Raw genomic sequence first — 15203 nt, forward strand, 5'->3', positions numbered from 1 at the left:
CAGCGATGCCCACCGGTGTCGCCACCGCGCCAGCCGGGCGTGCCGGGGAGGTCCCCGCGCACGTCCGGCGGCGCCGGCGTACCCTCCTGGGCTTCCTGATCGCGGTCGTCGTCCTCGTGGCGGTGTGCGTGCTCAGCCTCATGGTCGGCGCCCGGACGATCGCGCCCGCCGACGTGCTGCACGCACTGGCGCACTACACGGCGAGCGACCCCGACTCCCTGGTGGTCGTCGGCAGCCGCCTCCCGCGCACGCTGCTCGGCCTCGCCGCCGGGCTCGCGCTCGGCCTGGCCGGCACGGTGATGCAGGGGCTGTCGCGCAACTCGCTCGCCGATCCCGGCATCCTCGGCGTGAACTTCGGCGCCTCGCTGGCCGTCGTCGTGGCGATCGCGTTCCTCGGCGTCACGACGGTGTCCGGGTACGTCTGGTTCGCGTTCGCGGGGGCGGCGCTCGCCGCCGGCCTGGTCTACGCGGTGTCCTCGGTGGGCCGGGAGGGCGCGACGCCGGTCAAGCTCGCGCTGGCGGGCGCCGCGGTCTCCGCCGCGCTCGGCTCGCTCATCACCGCGGTCATGCTGACCAGCCGGGTCTCGCTCGACCAGATGCGGTTCTGGCAGGTCGGGTCGCTCGCCGGCCGCGGCTTCGACGTGCTCTGGCAGGTGCTGCCGACGCTGAGCGTCGGCGCGGTGCTCGCGCTCGGGCTCGGGAGGCTGCTCAACGGTCTCGCGCTCGGCGACGACGTGGCGCGCGGCCTCGGCCAGCGGGTCGGCCTCGCGCGGGCGCTGTCGGCCGTCGCGATCGTGCTGCTCTGCGGATCGGCCACGGCCGCGGTCGGCCCGATCGCGTTCGTCGGGCTCGTCGTGCCGCACGTCGCCCGCTGGGTCGTCGGCGCGGACTACCGCCGCATCCTCGCGTTCTCCGCCGTCATCGCGCCCGCGCTGCTGATCGCGTGCGACGTGATCGGCCGCGTCGTCGCGCCGCCGGGGGAGCTGCAGGTCGGGATCGTCATGGCGTTCGTCGGGGCGCCGCTGTTCATCGCGCTCGTGCGGCGCAGGAAGCTGGTGGGGCTGTGAGCGCGCAGACCGCGGGAACCGCCTCCCGGCCCGCGTCGAGCGTCGCCCTCGACCGCCGGCACCGGCACGCCCGCGCGCTCCGGGTGTCCCTCGTGCTCGCCGTGCTCGTCGTCCTGGTGTCGGCCGTGTCGCTCACGCTCGGGGACGCGGGCGTCGCGCCCTCCGACGTGCTCGCCGCCCTGGTCGGCCGCGCCGACCGGCTCACCTCGTTCGTCATCCTCGACCTCCGACTGCCGCGGCTGCTCGCCGCTGTGCTGGTCGGCGCGTGCCTCGGCCTGTCCGGCGCGCTGTTCCAGTCGGTCGCCCGCAACCCGCTCGCGAGCCCCGACATCATCGGCATCACGACCAGCGCGGCCGCGACCGGCGCCATCGCCTTGGTGTGGTTCGGGATCACCGGCCTCGCGCTCTCCGGCGTCGTCCTCGCGGGCACGCTGGTCGCCGCGGTGCTGATCTACCTGCTCGCCTGGCGCAACGGGGTGAGCGGCTACCGCTTCGTCCTGGTCGGGATCGGCTTCGCCGCGGTCTGCGCGGGCATCGTCTCGTACGTGCTCACCCGCGCCGACCTGAGCGATGTGCAGCAGGCGCTGGTCTGGATCACCGGCAGCCTCAACAGCGTGGACGGCACCTCGCTGGCCGTGCTGGCGGTCTCCGCCGTCGTGCTCATCCCGGCGGCGCTGCTGGTCGGGAGGCCGCTCGCCGCACTCGGGCTCGGTGACGACCTGGCGGCCGGGATCGGCGTGCGCCCCGAGCGCACCCGCATCGTGAGCGTGGGCGTCGGGGTGGCGCTCGCCGCCGTAGCGGTGTCGGTCGCGGGGCCGATCGCGTTCGTCGCGCTGCTGGCGGCGCCCGTCGCGCGTCGCCTCGTGGGACGCGGCTCGCTCGCGCTGGTGCCGGCGGCTCTCGTCGGCGCGCTCGTGCTCGTGCTGTCGGACGTCGTCGCCCAGTTCGCCGTGCCGGGCGTCGTGTTCCCGGTCGGCGTCGTGACCGGGATCGTCGGGGCGCCCTACCTGCTCTGGCAGCTCACCAGGACCAACCGTGTCGGCCGGGGGGGCTGAGAAAGTGAAGACTCGCATGACTGAACAGACCTTGGCCGCGCGCGACCTGACCCTCGCCTACGAGGGCCGGGTGGTCGTCGACGGCCTCGACCTGGACATCCCACCCGGTCGCGTCACCGCCATCGTCGGGCCGAACGCCTGCGGCAAGTCCACCCTGCTGCGCGGGCTGTCCCGGCTGCTCGCGCCGGCCTCCGGCAGCGTGCTGCTCGACGGCGCGGACATCCGCTCCCTGCCCACCAAGGAGGTCGCGACCCGGCTGGGCCTGCTGCCGCAGACGCCCACCGCGCCCGACGGGATCACGGTGGCCGACCTCGTCTCCCGCGGCCGCTACCCGCACCAGGGCTGGTTCCGGCGCTGGACGGCGGAGGACGACACCGCCGTGCAGGAGGCGATGGCCGCGACCGGTGTCGCCGAGCTGGCCGATCGCGCGATCGACGAGCTCTCCGGCGGCCAGCGCCAGCGCGTCTGGATCGCGATGGCGCTCGCCCAGCAGACCGGCATCCTGCTCCTGGACGAGCCGACCACGTTCCTCGACATCAGTCACCAGCTCGACGTGCTCGACCTGCTGCTCGACCTGAACGCGGCGCGCGGCACGACGGTGGTCATGGTCCTGCACGACCTCAACCTCGCCGCGCGCTACGCCGACCACCTGGTGGCGATGCGGGCGGGGTCGATCGTCGCGTCGGGCGACCCGGCGGAGGTCGTCACCGCGGAGCTCGTCCGCGACGTCTTCGGCGTCGAGTCGGTCATCGCGACTGACCCGGTCGCGGGCACCCCGCTCGTCGTGCCGTTGGGCCGGCACCACACGGGACACACTGCCTGACAGGACATGCCGCCACGTCACGACCGGACGCGGCGTGTTCTGTCAGACGGATGCTGCGCAGGCCGGCAGCGCGCCCGCCGGGGGACCCGGGCCGCCGATCGGGTCCGACGGCGCCGACCGGCGGCGCAATCATCCCGGCCCTGGGCGGACGCGTTGTCGTGTGTCTGGCAACGCAGCCGACGTGGTCGGACGACTGCGGCTCATGCCAGGTCCTCACTGGGACACCACCGCATCGCGCGGGGTCGGCACGACATCAGGGTGGCAACGGGGGCAGTCTACGACTCCGGCTGTCCATCCCGCGATCCCCCCGGGCGGCATCCGTCGGCATCGCAAGGCCTCCATCTGGAAGAATCGTCGCATGGCCTCCCCGATCACCCCGCCCCGCGGCATGCGCGACTTCCTCCCCGCCGAGAAGGCCCGCCGCGAGCACGCGCTCGGTGTGATCCGCCGGAGCTTCGCCGCGCACGGCTTCGACGAGATCGAGACCCCGGTCGTCGAGGACGTCGCGCGCCTGCACTCGGGCCTCGGCGGCGACAACGAGAAGCTCGCCTTCAGCGTGCTCAAGCGCGGTCTCGGCGGCGACGACCTGCGCGCCGCGATCGAGTCGGGGGACACCCTCGCGCTCTGCGACCTCGGCCTGCGCTTCGACCTCACCGTGCCGCTGGCCCGCTTCTACGCCACCCACCGCGCCGAGCTGCCTCCCGTGTTCCGCAGCATCCAGATCGCGCCGGTCTGGCGCGCCGAGCGGCCGCAGAAGGGCCGCTACCGCCAGTTCGTGCAGTGCGACATCGACATCATCGGCGAGGGCTCGCAGCTCGCGGAGGTCGAGCTCATCACCGCGACCGCCGCCGCGCTGGAGGCCCTGGGCCTGACCGGCTGCACCATCCGGATCAACGACCGCCGCATCCTGAACGGCCTGCTGGAGTACTGCGGCTTCGCCGAGTCGCGCTGGCCGCAGGTGCTCATCTCGATCGACAAGCTCGACAAGATCGGCGCGGAGGGCGTGGTAGCCGAGCTCAGCGAGGGCGGGGCGGACTCCGCTGCCGTGCTCGGCGGCATCCTCGCCGCGCTCGAGCCGCACCTCGCGGACGGCGGAGTCGAGCTGACCGTGGAGGCGATCTCCGGCATCCTGCCTGAGGGCATGGACACCGACGCCATCGCCGCCCTGGAGTCGCTGGCGCACGCGCTCGACACCCTCCCGGAGGGCGTTGCGCTGCGGTTCGACCCCACTCTGGTGCGCGGCATGGGCTACTACACCGGCACGATCTTCGAGATCGCGCACCCGGGCTCCGGCAGCTCGGTGGGCGGCGGCGGCCGCTACGACGGGATGATCGGGCGCTTCCTCGGCAGCGACGTTCCGGCGTGCGGGTTCTCGATCGGCTTCGAGCGCGTCGTGGACCTGATCGACGTGCCGGAGGACGCGGCGCTCGACACCGTGGTGCTCGTCCACGACCCGAGCGTCCCGCTCGACCGGCTGATGGCGATCAAGTCCGAGCTGGTGGCCTCCGGCCGCCGGGTGCGGCTCGACCGCCGGGCGAAGAACCTCAAGGGCGTGCTGGACCGCGCGGCCGCGGCCGGGTACAAATCGTTCGCGTTCGTCGATCCGGGGACCGCGGACGCCGCCGCGCTGGAGTTCAAGCCGCTGTCGTGAGCTGCGACCACGCTCGCGCGCCATTTGTCGCAAGCATCCCGCCACTCCGTTAAAGCCGTTAACCCGACGTCACTAGACTGATTCGGCAACCCACGAAACCATCAAGGAGATTGTTGTGGCTCAGATCGAAGCAGTAGGCGCTCGCGAGATTCTCGACTCCCGCGGCAACCCGACCGTCGAGGTCGAGGTGCTCCTGGAGGACGGCACGGTCAGCCGCGCCGCCGTCCCGTCCGGTGCGTCCACCGGCGCCTTCGAGGCCTACGAGCTTCGCGACGGCGACAAGGACCGCTACCTGGGCAAGGGCGTCGAGAAGGCCGTCGACGCAGTGCTCGACGAGATCGGCCCGGCGATCGAGGGCTACGAGGCCAGCGACCAGCGCCTGGTCGACGAGGCGATGATCGAGCTCGACGGCACCGACAACAAGAAGCGCCTCGGCGCCAACGCCATCCTCGGGGTCAGCCTCGCGGTCGCCAAGGCCGCGGCCGATTCGGCCGACCTGCCGCTGTTCCGCTACGTCGGCGGCCCGAACGCGCACGTCCTCCCGGTCCCGATGATGAACATCATCAACGGCGGCGCCCACGCCGACACCGGAGTCGACATCCAGGAGTTCATGATCCTCCCCATCGGCGCCGAGACCTTCTCCGAGGGCCTGCGCTGGGGCGTGGAGACCTACCACTCGCTCAAGGCGCTCCTGAAGTCGAAGGGCCTCAACACCGGCCTCGGCGACGAGGGCGGCTTCGCCCCCGAGCTGGAGCACAACCGCGCGGCGCTCGACCTCATCTCCGAGGCCATCGAGAAGGCCGGCTACACGGTCGGCTCGCAGATCGCGCTCGGCCTCGACGTGGCCTCCACCGAGTTCTTCGAGAACGGCGTCTACCGCTTCGAGGGCCAGGACCGCACCGCGGCCGAGATGAGCGCCTACTACCAGGAGCTGGCCGCGAACTACCCGCTGGTCTCCATCGAGGACCCGCTGGCCGAGGACGACTGGGAGGGCTGGACCCTCCTCAACGCCGAGCTCGGCGGCAAGCTGCAGCTCGTCGGCGACGACCTGTTCGTCACCAACCCGAAGCGCCTCGCGAAGGGCATCCAGGCGAAGGCTGCGAACAGCATCCTGGTGAAGGTGAACCAGATCGGCACCCTCACCGAGACGCTCGACGCGGTGTCGCTGGCCCAGCGCAGCGGCATGACCGCCGTGCTCTCGCACCGCTCCGGCGAGACCGAGGACACCACCATCGCCGACCTCGCCGTCGCCACCGACGCGGGCCAGATCAAGACCGGCGCCCCGGCCCGCTCCGAGCGCGTCGCCAAGTACAACCAGCTCCTCCGCATCGAGGAGGAGCTCGGCGACGCCGCCGTCTACGCCGGCCGCAGCGCCTTCCCCCGCTTCCAGGGCTGACACACCGCCGAAGGGTGAGTAATCGTGGTTATCCGTCACGGATTTCCGCGACTACTCACCCTTCGGCGTAGCTGGGAGGATACGGGGGTGCGGGTTTCGGGGGAGGTTCTGGTGCTGGGGGTGTTCCTGCTGCTGGCCGGCCTGTTCGTCGTGTTCGGCGCCTACCTGCTGCGCCGCCCCGAACGGGCGGCTGCCCTGTTCGCCGACCGGGATGCGCGGGAGCGGTTCCGGCCGCGCGACGCCCGCGCGATCGGGCTGGTGTTCACGCTCGGCGGGCTCGGGCTGGTCGCGGTCGGCGCCGTCCGGCTCGTCGTCATGCTGACAGCGCACTGAGCACACCGCGACACCCCGCCCGCGCGGCCGCCGCTCAGGGCGGATCGCCTACGATTGACAGCGGGGACGCCCGGTCCTCCACGTCCGCCCAGAACCGCAGGAGGGGCCATGCCGAAGCCGCGCACGCAGCGCGTCGCCGCCTCCTTCGAGCAGCCGACGGCGACCGGGCGCTGGCTGCGCGGCCTCCACTTCTCCGCCTTCTCGCTCGTGATGATGGGGGCCGTCGTGCTCGCCGTCGTCATCCTGGCGCCGTCGCTGCAGGGCTACCTGGCGCAGCGACAGCAGATCGCCGACCAGCAGAAGGCCGTCCAGGAGCTCTCCGCGCAGGTCGACGCGCTCAAGGAGCAGCGCGCCCGCTGGAACGACCCGAGCTACATCCGCGCCCAGGCCCGCGACCGGCTGTACTACGTCATGCCGGGGGAGACCAGCTACCTCGTCATCGACGACCGCGCCCCCGCGGCGAAGGGCGACACCACGCCGGTGAGCTCCAGGCTCCAGAAGACCCGCACCGACTGGGTCGGCTCCCTGTTCGGCTCGCTGATGGGCGCCGGGCTCACGGACGCCACCCCGGCGCAGCTCGGCAGCACGCCGGCGCCCACCCCGACTCCCGCACCCGGCAAGTAACGCAGAAACGCAAGGCACGACATGACCAGACCCCCGTTCGACCCCGTCACCGACGCCGACATCGCCGCCGTGAGCGAGCAGCTCGGCCGCCCGGCGCGCAACGTCGTCGGGATCGCCGCGCGCTGCGTGTGCGGCCGCCCCACGGTCGTCTCCACCTCCCCGCGGCTAGACGACGGCACGCCGTTCCCGACCTTCTACTACCTCTCGCACCCCGCCGCCACCGCCGCCATGTCGCAGCTGGAGGCCACCCAGGTGATGAACGAGTACAACGACCTCCTGGCCGAGAACGAGGACGTGCGCGACCAGTACCGGGCGGCGCATGAGCAGTACCTCGCCGACCGCGAGTCCATCGGCGTCGTGGCGGAGCTCGCCGGCGTCTCGGCGGGCGGGATGCCGACCCGCGTCAAGTGCCTGCACGCGCTCGCGGCGCACGCGCTGGCCGCCGGCCCCGGCGTCAACCCGATCGGCGACCTGGCGCTCGCGCGGGGCGGGTGGTCGCCCGAGGTGTGCGAGTGCCGCATCCAGGCCGGCTGACCCGGCTCCGCCGCACCCTGGCTGCGGGCGCGACCGCGCTCGCCGCCGCCCTCGCGACTGCCCTCGTGGTCGGAATCGCTCCTGCCGCCCCCGCGCACGCCGACCAGGTGCGCGACATGGAGTACTGGCTGACCGAGTACGGCTTCGCCCAGGCCTGGCAGACGACCAAGGGCGCGGGCGTGAAGGTCGCGGTGATCGACACCGGCGTCGACGGGACGGTCCCCGACCTGGCCGGCGCGGTGACCGGCGGCACGGACGTGTCCGGCGTCGGCGCCGCGAACGGCCAGAAGCCGCTGGGCGACGGCGACGCCGCGAACCACGGCACCTGGGTGGCCTCCCTGCTCGCCGGACGCGGCACCGGCCCCGACACCGGAGTGCTCGGCGCGGCTCCGCAGGCGAGCGTCCTCACCGCCTCCGTCGCGCTCGGGAAGTCGACCGGGAACGTCGACAACGACGACCAGATCGCGAAGGCGATGCGCTGGGCGGTCGACAGCGGCGCCTCCGTCATCAACATCTCGCTCACTCGCAACACCCTCGACTGGCCGCCGAGCTGGGACGACGCGTTCCAGTACGCGTTCTCGCACGACGTGGTGGTCGTCGCCGCGGCCGGCAACCGGGGGAGCGGGACGACCGAGGTCGGCGCGCCCGCCACCATCCCCGGCGTCCTCACCGTCGCCGGCGTCGACCGGGCCGGGCAGGCCTCCTTCGACGCGTCGTCGCAGGGCATCACGATCGGCGTGTCGGCGCCGAGCGAGGAGCTGGTGGGCGCGAACCCGGGCGGAGGCTACGTCCAGTGGGCCGGCACCAGCGGGGCTGCGCCGCTGGTCGCCGGTGCGGTCGCGCTCGTCCGGGCGGCGCATCCCGAGCTGAAGGCGCCGGACGTCATCAACCGGATCATCCGCACCGCGCGGAAGCCGGCCGGTGTGACGACGGTCCCGAGCCCGGTCTACGGGTACGGGCTGCTCGACGCGGCGGCCGCGGTGACCGCGACCGTGCCGCACGTGAGCGCGAACCCGATGGGCGACCTGACCCAGTGGATCCATATCCACCGCCGCGCGGACACCCCCGCCACGGCCGTGCCGCAGGCGCCGGAGGCGCAGGCCGCGCCGGCGCCCGCGAAGCTCAGCCCGGAACGACCTGTAGCATGGGGATCGTTCTTCTGGCCGCAATGGAGCGTCCTCACCGCTTTCTGGTTGCCGTTCGGTCTGATCTCCGGTTTCGTCACACTCCTCGCCCTCGGCGGGGTCGGTGCGTGGCTGCATTTCAGGCGAGAGCGCAGCAGGGGGTAGATTAACACCCATACTTTCGTGTTGAGGAGACGCATTACTGTGCCCAAAATCCTGATCGTCGGCGGAGGCTACGCCGGTTTCTACACCGCGTGGAAGCTCGAGAAGCAGCTCCGCTCCGGCGAGGCCGACGTCACCATGGTCGACCCGCTGCCGTACATGACGTACCAGCCGTTCCTCCCCGAGGTGGCCGTCGGCTCCATCGAGCCCCGCCACGCGGTGGTCTCGCACCGCCGCCACCTCAAGAGCACGAACATCGTGAGCGGCAAGGTCAGCTACATCGACCACGCGAACAAGACGGCGACCATCCAGCCGGCGGCCGGCGAGCCGTACGAGTTCGAATACGACATCGTCGTGGTCACCGCGGGCGCCGTGTCGCGCACATTCCCGATCCCGGGCGTCGCCGAGCAGGCGGTCGGCCTCAAGACGATCGAGGAGGCCGTGTACATCCGCGACCGGATGCTCACGAACTTCGACAAGGCGTCGACCCTCCCGGCCGGCCCGGAGCGCGACCGCCTCCTGACCGTCACCGTCATCGGCGGCGGCTTCGCGGGCATCGAGATCTTCGCCGAGCTGCGCTCCTTCGCGAGCGCGCTGCTCACGAAGTACCCGGAGCTGTCGTTCGAGGACACGCACTTCCACCTGATCGAGGCCATGGGCCGGATCATGCCGGAGGTGTCGCTCCCGACCAGCCACTGGGTGATCAAGAACCTCGCAGAGCGCGGCGCGGAGATCCACCTGGAGACGCAGCTCACCAGCGCCGTCGACGGCCGCATCGAGCTGTCCACCGGCGAGAGCTTCGAGACCGACCTCATCGTCTGGACGGCCGGCGTCATGGCCAACCCGACCGTGGTCCGCCACACCGACCTCCCGATCGAGGAGCGCGGCCGGCTGCGCGTCCGCGCCGACCTGCGCGTGGGCACCGACGAGGAGATCATCGAGGGCGCCTGGGGCGCCGGCGACGTCTCGGCCGTCCCCGACCTGACCGGCGCCGGCGTCGGCGGCTACTGCGTGCCGAACGCCCAGCACGCCGTCCGCCAGGGCAAGCTGCTCGCGAAGAACATCATCGCGGACCTCCGCGGCGAGCTGCCGCGCCAGTACTACCACAAGAGCCTCGGCGCCGTCGCGGGACTGGGCCTCGGCATCGGCGTGCTGCAGTCCGGCAAGCTGGCCATCAAGGGCGTCCTCGGCTGGTTCGCGCACCGCGGCTACCACGGGCTCGCGATGCCGAGCTGGGAGCGCAAGTTCCGCGTGCTGTGGGGCTGGTGGAACAACTTCTGGCTCGGCCGCGACATCGTGTCCCTGGAGGCCCTCCAGACGCCGCGCGCCGCCTTCGAGGAGTTCGCCTCCCGCCCGAAGCCGGCCCTCGAGACCGCACCGGCCGAGGCTCCCAAGAAGAAGGCCGTGGCAAAGGAACCCGCCGCAGCCAAGTAAGCCACGCCAGAAGGCCCGGTCCCCCCAGGGACCGGGCCTTCTGCGTTCCCGGACGCGCGGATGTTCCGGGCCGACTCGCGCAGGAGACTCCTTCAGATGGCGCTTCCGAAGGAGATCAGGACGCGTCGATGCGCCCGCAAATGCGGCGTACATGGTGCCTCCAGTGGGACTCGAACCTGAAAGCCTCGCCGTTAGCATCATGCATGTCGAGAGTCTCGTGCCAAAGACGCAAGCAAGCGTGATCTCTGTTGCCGGAGCTGCAAACTCAGTCGCCTCGGGCCGTCGTGCGACGACCTGGGGCTACTTGAGGTCTCGGGCGTCAGACTGCGTGCAGTTCCGCACCTTCGAAGTACCGCGAGTGGGTCTTCTTGACCGTGTCAAGGGAATCGCCGTTCAACGAGGCGATTTCAATGTCCGGGTTGGTTCGATCTTGCTCGCGCCGAAGTCGTTCTTCGAGCGCTGCACGGTGTCCGTCGGGTCCAGGGAACTCTTCGGCATGCCAATCACCGGTGCGCCGGTTGTACTCAATCAGGAAGCCAGGCATTTCAGGGTCACACTTCCTCTCGGGCGGATGCGACTACGTTGCGTCGCGCCGCGTCAAACGCGACGCGGAGTCCGATCATTTCGTCCTTGAACACATTCTCTGCATTTTCGTACGAACGGCGTAGTTTCCTCTTCCGTCGCACGATAGCACTTCTATCCTTCGAGGTCTTGTGGGGACCTGTTCGCTGGCGTTCGCTCTCATCAAGTTGGTCAAGGCTGTCGCGTGCACTTTCGAGTGCTGTTGCTCTAATCAGTGAGAAGTCCTGCAACGCCGTCACGAGGTTCGCAATCTCTTCCTGCTCTGGAAGAGAGCCGTACCTGATCTCTCGACCGAAAAGATCACCCGCGGCCTCGTACATGTTTGCCCAAGCACCTTGAATGTGCGTTCGCACCTGAATCTCTGCTCGACCGCCGTATGCGCGCACCCAGATGTGCACCGCGCGATATCCACTGTGAGGGTTCTCCCGCATGTCGTGGACCTCAGTGGCGCAATCATTGAGCTCATCGCAGATCGCGGCGACCGCCTCGTTCTGCTGTCTGAGGTTCATTTCTGCTTCGACGCGTATACCTGCAATGTCTTGGATGTTCGGCAGCGGTATCCGATGGTCGCGCTGAAGCTTCTGGCGAAGGGTGTCGATCGTCTTCGGTCTCGAAATGATCTCGACTTCTTCGTGTCCGAGCACCTGAGCCCACGGGATCGCTTGGAGCCGGCTCTGGATGTGCGTTGCAAGGTCGTTGTACCAACTCATGACCGCGGAGTACTCCAGTGCGTCCGCAGGTTGAGTCGTCTCATCACGGATGTGCTCCCCAAGCCTTCGCAGCCTGTTCATTGGCCACGGGCGCGCTTCCATGACTGAGATACTAGCGGCGCGAGCGGCCGCCATGCCGCACCCGCACCCGCACCCGGCGGCGGTAGAGCACCCGGGCGCATGGATCCTCCGGTGTCGACCCATCCAACCGTGCTGAGGACGAGTGGAGAGGAGCACGGCGGCGTGCTTTCCGCTCACGGCGGCGTGCTTTCCGCTCACGGCTGCGACGCTTGTAGACCCGCGGCCGTCCGCGCTTCTGAGCACGGAACGGCTCACTGCCGCAGACCTATTCGATGACAACACCGTGCGTCCGGGACGCAGTCGCGAAACAAGCTCGACAGTGCGGCTCGTGTACAAGGTGCGGGGTATTTCTGGTGGAAGCGCTCTGAACAGGCATCGGTGAGACCCCTCGATCCCAGTGTTTTCGAGGAGAAACGGGCCGAATAGTTAAGTGCCCCCAGTGGGACTCGAACCCACACTCGGGCGATTTTAAGTCGCCTGCCTCTGCCAATTGGGCTATAGGGGCGATCCGTCCGCGGAAGCGGCTCGACGTCAGCGGTCGCGGTAGGGCGACTTCACCATCTGGACGATGGCGCCTAACGCGAGTACGCCGCCGACGATGATGACCGCCAAGATGATTCCGATGAGCACGGCTTCCATGCGTCCAACAATATACGGTGTCCGGGCCGCCGCGCCTCGTGTGGGCCGCGCGACACCGGCCTCTCCTGCGTGCGCGTTACGGATGTCCGTCGCGCTGAGAGGTCCCTCAGGCCGCCCCAAGGGTGCACCCACCCGGGCCGTGCAGACTAGGTGCCGACACCCTTTCTGGTGAGGTGTCCTCCGACCCGGCTGGAGCCCGAGATCCCCCGACGTAAGGCTCCGGCCGGGTCCTTTATGTCCGCAGCGCGTCCGTTAGGCTCGCCGGGTGACTGACACGCGATGCCCCTGCGGGAGCGGCGAGACCTACGCGAACTGCTGCGGTCCGCTGCACGCCGGAGCCCCTGCCCCGACCGCCGAGCGGTTGATGCGGTCGCGGTTCAGCGCGTTCGCGCTCGGGGACGCCGCCTACCTGCTGCGCAGTTGGCACCCGTCCACTCGCCCTGAGGCCCTCGACCTGGACGACGGTCTGCGCTGGTACCGGCTGGACGTCGAGTCCACCGAGCGCGGAGGCCCGTTCGACGCGGACGGCGTCGTGGCGTTCACCGCCTATTACAAGGGCGCCGAGCGCGGCAGCCTGCACGAGGTGTCCCGGTTCGTCCGGGAGGGCGGCGACTGGCTCTACGTCGCCGCGCTCTGAGCGCGAGCGGGCAGGCTCAGCGCGCGGGCTCCACGTATCGCTCCCACAGCCACACCGACAGCGCCACCGCGGCGAACACGACCGCGGCGATCACGACGGCGACGACACCGGCCCCGGTCTGGGCGAGCGACCCTACGGGCAGCAGCAGAGCGAACAGCACCGTGTAGACGACGAGCGCCATCGCCAGCCAGAGCGGCCGCGACCACTGTAGGACCGCGCGCCCGGTGAGGCGGCCGAACGGCAGCAGCGCGATGGCGGTCGAGCCGATCGCGACCAGGGCGACGGAGTTCACCAGCTCCACCAGGAACGCAGACAGCGCGCCGGAGGGCGTCGGGAGGACGCCGACGGTCAGCCAGGCCAGCACACCGAAGGCGGCGACCGCCGAGAGCTGGACGGCGGCGGTCCGGCCGCGTTCGACGCGCCCCAGCCCCTCGGGGAGCAGCGCCCCGAGCACCAGGCCGAACAGGAGGGCGGGCTCCAGGCCGAGCAGCCGTGAGCCGATCGCGGCGCCCGCGACGATCACGAGGAGGCCGGGCCGCACGACAGTCCGCGCCATCGCCACGCCCAGGTGCCGGGTCATGCCGCGGGCCGAGAGGACCCAGATCGCGTTGACCCCGGCGATCGCGAGCGAGACGGCGACGAGGAGGCGGACGTACGCGGAAGCGTCGTTGACGGAGGTCGACAGCGTCACGAGCGCCGCCGCGGAGACGCCGACGAGGGGCGCGAGCCAGACCGGCTGCGTGCCCACCGCGGCCGCGCCGTCCGGAGCGGCGTGCGCCCCGCCGCCGGAGAGCGCGGCGCGCCTGCCGAGCAGCGCGTCCGCCTCGCCGAGCTCGCCGGCCGCCCGGTTGCGGCCGAAGAGGGAGGTGCGCGCCTCTCGCCGCTCCCGCGGGCGCGCCAGCGACACGACGAGCAGCCGCGCCGGGAGCACCAGCAGCAGCAGCGCCGCGAGCGCCAGCCCGACCGAGCGCAGCCAGCCCGGCACGGACGCCGCGGTGACGACCGGCGCCGAGGCGGTCGTGAACGGGGTGGCGGTCCAGCCCTTGGTGTCCGGGTGCGTCGGCGCAGCCGGCGCGGAGGGCGCGGCCGGGCTCGTCGGCGGCACGGCGGGCGCGGGCGCTGGCTTCGGGGCCGGACTGGCCTGGTTCTGCGGCGGGGAGGTCGCTCCGCCGGCGGCCTCCACGGTGACCGCGACGGGGTTGCTGCCCGCGCTCACGTTCCCCGCGGCGTCGCGCTGCAGGGCGGAGGCCACGTAGTCGCCCTCGGGGAGCGTCGCGGCGCACGACCACGCGCCGCCGGCGACCGTCGCGGTGCAGGCCACGGTCGTGCCCTTGGAGTTGCTGGCGTAGACGGAGACGGTGGCGCCCTGCTCGCCGGCGCCCCCGAATCCGAGCGCCCCGCCCGCGGCGACCGTCGTGCCCGGCGCGGGGGAGCCGATGGTCGGCGCCGGCGGCGCGACGGTGTCCACCACGACGCTCACGGCCGGGCTCCGCGCCGATCGCGTGGACGAGAACGGCGCCACCTGGGTGGCGGTGACCGTGTGCCGGCCGTCGCCGAGCCCCGGGAGGACGCAGCCCCAGTTGCCTGCGCTGTCCGCCGGGAAGGTGCAGGAGGCGCCGGTCTCGGCGGTCACGGTCACCGAGGCCGCAGGGTAGGCCGTGCCGCCGATGCCGCCGCCGGTGGCCCCGCCCGGCGCGGCGGCGATGGTCGGCGGGGAGAGCACGTCGACGCGCCCGCTGGCGGCGAGGCCGCTGGAGCGGGAGACGGCGCGGACCGGCACGCCCGGTCCGTCGGGGAGGCGCTGCAGGGCGCAGCGGAAGGTCCCGTCGGCCGCGGCGGTCACGGTGCAGGAGCCGGCAGCGCTCGCCGAGGAGCCGCCGGAGACGTCGATGACGTCACCGGGGTCGGCGGTTCCGGAGACGGTCAGCGGGAAGGTCGTGACCAGACCGCTCGGCAGCGGGTCGAGCGTCGGCGCTCCCGGTGTCGGTGTCGGGGTCGGGGTGTCGGCCGGCGCGGTGTTGTCGGCCGGTGCGGCGGCGTCCGGGGGTGCTGTGCGGGTGGGAATGCTGCGGGACACGGTGGCGGAGGTGGCGGCGCTGCCGGTGGTCTGCGCCGACGCCGGCGGCGCGAGCCCCGCGATCGACCCGACGGCGAAGGCGAGTCCTGCGATCACGAATCCGGACAGCACTGCGACGACCAGCCCGGTCGCCCCCCTGGGCCGGACTGGTGGAGACACGTCCGACGTAAATACCCGCATTCCACCCCATTTGAGGGGCAGGACACGCCTCCTGTCAAACCACCCGGCCGGATTTACGGCATACTGACAAGTGGGTCAACTGTCCCACTTCGCG

At 71.4% G+C, this 15203-nt stretch carries 14 protein-coding genes and 1 tRNA gene; 11 read left to right on the forward strand and 4 right to left on the reverse strand.

Annotated elements, in window-relative coordinates; translation table 11 throughout:
* Positions 1 to 5: 5 nt before the first annotated feature.
* From ACFQ9V_RS07540 to ACFQ9V_RS07585, 10 genes are all read left to right on the forward strand, one after another.
* The gene (locus ACFQ9V_RS07540; RefSeq protein ID WP_382458548.1) at positions 6 to 1067 is read left to right on the forward strand and encodes a FecCD family ABC transporter permease; all 1062 of its coding nucleotides are present in this window, start codon (positions 6 to 8) and stop codon (positions 1065 to 1067) included.
* Entirely contained in the window at positions 1064 to 2122 is a 1059-nt protein-coding gene (locus ACFQ9V_RS07545) for a FecCD family ABC transporter permease (RefSeq protein ID WP_382458549.1), read from the forward strand. The genes ACFQ9V_RS07540 and ACFQ9V_RS07545 overlap by 4 nt, the downstream gene beginning before the upstream one ends.
* A gap of 16 nt (positions 2123 to 2138) precedes the next feature.
* Positions 2139 to 2945, forward strand: coding sequence for an ABC transporter ATP-binding protein (locus ACFQ9V_RS07550; protein ID WP_382458550.1), 807 nt, complete (start codon positions 2139 to 2141; stop codon positions 2943 to 2945).
* 358 nt (positions 2946 to 3303) lie between these two features.
* Positions 3304 to 4596 (forward strand): histidine--tRNA ligase, encoded by a 1293-nt coding sequence (gene hisS, locus ACFQ9V_RS07555; protein WP_382458551.1) that lies wholly within the window; start codon positions 3304 to 3306, stop codon positions 4594 to 4596.
* A 115-nt stretch (positions 4597 to 4711) separates the two neighbouring features.
* Positions 4712 to 5992, forward strand: a complete 1281-nt coding sequence (eno, locus tag ACFQ9V_RS07560) for a phosphopyruvate hydratase (RefSeq protein WP_382458552.1) — start codon at positions 4712 to 4714, stop codon at positions 5990 to 5992.
* An 87-nt stretch (positions 5993 to 6079) separates the two neighbouring features.
* Positions 6080 to 6325: a hypothetical protein gene (locus ACFQ9V_RS07565; protein WP_382458553.1), complete on the forward strand. Its 246-nt coding sequence runs from the start codon at positions 6080 to 6082 to the stop codon at positions 6323 to 6325.
* 108 nt (positions 6326 to 6433) lie between these two features.
* A complete protein-coding gene (locus ACFQ9V_RS07570; protein WP_382458554.1) occupies positions 6434 to 6949 on the forward strand; it encodes a septum formation initiator family protein in 516 nt (171 codons plus the stop codon).
* Positions 6950 to 6970: 21 nt separating this feature from the next.
* Entirely contained in the window at positions 6971 to 7483 is a 513-nt protein-coding gene (locus ACFQ9V_RS07575; protein WP_382458555.1) for a DUF501 domain-containing protein, read from the forward strand.
* Positions 7462 to 8772, forward strand: coding sequence for a S8 family serine peptidase (locus ACFQ9V_RS07580; protein WP_382458556.1), 1311 nt, complete (start codon positions 7462 to 7464; stop codon positions 8770 to 8772). Before ACFQ9V_RS07575 ends, ACFQ9V_RS07580 begins: the two co-directional genes overlap by 22 nt.
* A 39-nt stretch (positions 8773 to 8811) precedes the next feature.
* Positions 8812 to 10203: an NAD(P)/FAD-dependent oxidoreductase gene (locus tag ACFQ9V_RS07585; RefSeq protein WP_382458557.1), complete on the forward strand. Its 1392-nt coding sequence runs from the start codon at positions 8812 to 8814 to the stop codon at positions 10201 to 10203.
* A 319-nt stretch (positions 10204 to 10522) separates the two neighbouring features.
* Here the strand turns inward: ACFQ9V_RS07585 and ACFQ9V_RS07590 are convergent, their stop codons facing one another.
* The 3 genes from ACFQ9V_RS07590 to ACFQ9V_RS07600 all read right to left on the reverse strand — a co-directional run bounded on the left by ACFQ9V_RS07590 (position 10523) and on the right by ACFQ9V_RS07600 (position 12081).
* Positions 10523 to 10747, reverse strand: a complete 225-nt coding sequence (locus ACFQ9V_RS07590) for a hypothetical protein (protein WP_382458558.1) — start codon at positions 10745 to 10747, stop codon at positions 10523 to 10525.
* Positions 10748 to 10754: 7 nt separating this feature from the next.
* Positions 10755 to 11597 (reverse strand): hypothetical protein, encoded by an 843-nt coding sequence (locus tag ACFQ9V_RS07595; RefSeq protein WP_382458559.1) that lies wholly within the window; start codon positions 11595 to 11597, stop codon positions 10755 to 10757.
* A 410-nt stretch (positions 11598 to 12007) separates the two neighbouring features.
* A tRNA-Leu gene (locus tag ACFQ9V_RS07600) sits at positions 12008 to 12081 on the reverse strand.
* A gap of 399 nt (positions 12082 to 12480) precedes the next feature.
* Here ACFQ9V_RS07600 and ACFQ9V_RS07605 point away from each other — a divergent pair.
* Complete coding sequence (locus ACFQ9V_RS07605; protein WP_382458560.1) at positions 12481 to 12852, forward strand: YchJ family protein; 372 nt, start codon at positions 12481 to 12483, stop codon at positions 12850 to 12852.
* A gap of 16 nt (positions 12853 to 12868) precedes the next feature.
* Here ACFQ9V_RS07605 and ACFQ9V_RS07610 read toward each other — a convergent pair whose 3' ends face one another.
* Positions 12869 to 15088 (reverse strand): Ig-like domain-containing protein, encoded by a 2220-nt coding sequence (locus ACFQ9V_RS07610; RefSeq protein ID WP_382458561.1) that lies wholly within the window; start codon positions 15086 to 15088, stop codon positions 12869 to 12871.
* Positions 15089 to 15203 lie beyond the last annotated feature (115 nt).

The organism is Leifsonia sp. NPDC056665, assembly GCF_042791795.1.
Classification (GTDB): Bacteria; Actinomycetota; Actinomycetes; order Actinomycetales; family Microbacteriaceae; genus Leifsonia.